General features: G+C 67.5%; 3 protein-coding genes. All 3 read left to right on the top strand.

What is annotated here, in order from left to right:
- The coding region (locus ACE3UY_RS08610; protein WP_374687133.1) for a dipeptidase at positions 1 to 858 on the top strand (858 nt) is incomplete at its 5' end.
- Positions 859 to 873: 15 nt separating this feature from the next.
- Positions 874 to 1,620: a class I SAM-dependent methyltransferase gene (locus ACE3UY_RS08605; RefSeq protein WP_374687132.1), complete on the top strand. Its 747-nt coding sequence runs from the start codon at positions 874 to 876 to the stop codon at positions 1,618 to 1,620.
- Between the two features lie 194 nt (positions 1,621 to 1,814).
- Positions 1,815 to 3,112 (top strand): peptidoglycan binding domain-containing protein (locus ACE3UY_RS08600; protein WP_374687131.1); only part of this gene is annotated, 1,298 nt, incomplete at its 3' end.

Below are 3,112 nucleotides of genomic sequence, written 5' to 3'. Positions count from 1 at the left end.
CGCGAGCCGAACGAGATGACCTACGACACGGCCGAACAGGCCCACATCCTGGGCCTGCAACAGATCGACTACTACCGCCGCCTCATCGACGAGACGGACGACCTGCGCCTGGTGACGGACGCGGCCGGCCTGGACGAAGTGGTGCGGAGCCACGCGCCGGGCGGGCAGCCGCTCATCGGCCTCGTCCTGCTCATGGAGGGAGCTGACCCCATCCGCGTTCCGGAAGAGGTCGAGTGGTGGCGCGAGCGTGGCGTGCGGCTGATCGGCCCGGCCTGGGACGACACACGCTACTGCGCCGGGGCGTGGCGCGACAGCAAGCAGGGGTTATCCAAGGATGGCTACGCGCTGCTGGAGGCCATGGCCGACCTGGGCATGATCCTCGACGTGACCCACATGAGTGAAGTGGGGTCGCTCCAATCGCTCGACGCCTATGGTGGCTACGTCGTCGCCACGCACGCCAACGCCCGCAGCCTCGTGCCCACCGAGCGGCAGCTCAGCGACCGGCAGATCCGCCTGATCGGCGAGCGAGACGGCATGATCGGCGCGGTGCTGTTCAACGGCTTCCTGAAATCCCCCTACGTGCGCGGCCGGAAGGAGAGCGTGCCAGTGGCCCAACTGGTGGCCCACATCGACCACGTCTGCCAGGTCATCGGCGACGCGCGCCACGCCGGCATCGGCAGCGACCTTGATGGCGGCTTCGGCCAGGCCGACATCCCCGACCCGCTGGATAGTATCGGCGATCTGCCGCTCATCGCCGCCGGTCTGCGCGAGCGCGGCTATGCCGAGCCCGACGTGGCGGGCATCATGGGGCTGAACTGGGTCGAGCTGCTGCGGCGGGCGTGGGGCGCGGCCGCCTGAGCCGCCGGGCCATCCATGTCCTGGCTGCCCGCTGTCCTGCTCCTCCTGCTCTTGCTGGTCGCCCTGGGCTGGCTGCTGCACTGGCTGCTCATCCGCACCGAGGGCATCTTCCTGGGGCGGCGGATCGTCGTCTGGCTCTACGACCTGGCGGCGGGGCGCTACGACGCGCTCAAGCAGTTCGACCCCGACACGGAGAGCGCCTTCGTCACCTGGCCGCTGCTGCGGCGACTGCGATCAGAAACCGGGTTTCTCGGAAGAAACTCGGTTTCTAACGCGCTGGTGCTCGACGTGGCGACGGGCACGGGCCGGCTGCCCTTCTTTCTGTTGAACGAGCCGGGATTCGACGGCCGCGTCGTCGGCCTTGACGCCTCGGCCGGCATGCTGGCCCAGGCCCGCGCCAAGCTGGCCCCCTTCGGCCAGCGCGCCGCGCTCGTCCGCCAGTCGGCCCAGGCGTTGCCCTTCGCCGACGCCGCTTTCGCCGCCGTCACCTGCCTGGAGGCGCTGGAGTTCCTGCCCGACGACGCGGCGGCGCTGGGCGAGATGGCGCGCGTGCTGCGGCCGGGCGGTGTGCTGCTCGTCACCCGCCGCCAGGGGCCGGAAGCGCCCTACTTCCTCGGCCGCTGCCGCGACCGCGACTCGTTCGAGGCGCTGCTGACCGGCCTGGGCCTGATAGACGTGCGCAGCCAGCCGTGGCAGGTGGAGTATGAGTTGGTCTGGGCTAAGAGAGAATCCACAGATTTCACAGATGACACAGACAGATGACACAGATTGAAGAGAAGAGGCTCACGCAAAGAGCGCGAAGAACGCCAAGAATGCCAAGGAAGAGTATCTTTTTGTGCTCTTGGCGTTCTTGGCGTGAGCTTCTTGAAATCTGTGAAATCTGTGAAATCTGCGGATTCTTTCGCTGGGCGTGGTAGAATGCGGCGGGTTCCTTGTGGAACGCAACAAAACACATTATGCAGGCATTATCACCTCGCACCCAATCGGCTCGCCCCGCGGGCGCTCGTAACCTCGGCTACTTCCTGATCCCCCCGGTCGTCGGTCTGACGCTGGTGGTGGTCATCCTGGCGGTCGCCATGTCGCTCTACCGCGCCCAGCACAGCGGCCGCATCTATACCGGCGTCACCATCGGCGGCGTCGACCTCGGCGGCCTGACGGTGGAAGAGGCCCAGGCAGCCCTGGCCGGCGCGGCCCAGACTGGCGCGTCGGCCGTCACGCTGGTCGATCCCGGCTCCGGCCAGGAGTGGGACTTCGCCCCGGCGCAACTCGGCATCCAGACGGACGTGGCCGCCACGGCCCAGGCCGCCTTTGACGTCGGCCGCTCCGGCGGGCCGCTGCGCCGCTTGCAGGATACCTTCCAAAGCTGGTATTACGGCCGGCCACTGGCCCCCATCGTCATCTTCGACGAGGCCCAACTCGACCGCGCCCTGGGCGAGACGGCGGCGGCCATTGAGCGTAACGCCGTCAGCGCCACGTGGCAGACGGGCGAGAGCGGGCTGCCGGCCTACACGCCGGGGCAAATCGGCCGCCATCTGGATCGCGCCTATCTGCGCGAGCAACTCTTGCAGCCGATCCGCGCCCAGTCTGGCGCGCGCGTCGAACTGCTCGTCCACGACGTTTATCCCCCGGTCTACGACGCGCCGCAGACGGCCGAGCGCCTGGAGCGCATTCTGGCCGCGCCGGTCAACTTCTACTTCCAGGAGCCGCTGGAAGACCTCGACCTGAGCGGCGTCACACTGCCGGTCGAGGAGTTGACGAAGTGGATCCGCGTCGAGCAGGTGCAGCAACCCGACGGCCACATTGAGCACCTTGTCCGGGTGGATGAGAACGCCGCCCGCAACTGGTTGTCCCAATTCGGTGCGCAGGTCTACCGCGACCCGGTCAACGCCCGCTACTACTTCAACGACGACACACGCGAGCTGGTGCTCGTCGCGCCGCATACCAACGGCCGCGAGCTGGACGTGGACGCCACTCTGGCCCGCTTCGTGGCCCAGATCAATAGCGACAACCACGCCGTGCCGCTCATCATCAAGGAGATCACGCCGCTGGCCCACTCCGGGGCGACGGCGGCCGAACTGGGCATCACCGAATTGATCACCGAGACGACGACCTGGTTCTACGGTTCATCCGACGCGCGCAAGCACAACATTGCCCGCGCCGCGGCCAACTTCTACGGCGTTGTCGTGGCTCCCGGCGAGGAGTTCTCCTTTAACCGCTATCTCGGCTCCGTCAGCGAGACGGATGGCTATGAGGT

The organism is Promineifilum sp. (SeqCode), from assembly GCF_041918635.1.
Lineage (GTDB): Bacteria > Chloroflexota > Anaerolineae > Promineifilales > Promineifilaceae > Promineifilum.
This window is presented reverse-complemented; position numbering and strand designations above follow the sequence as displayed.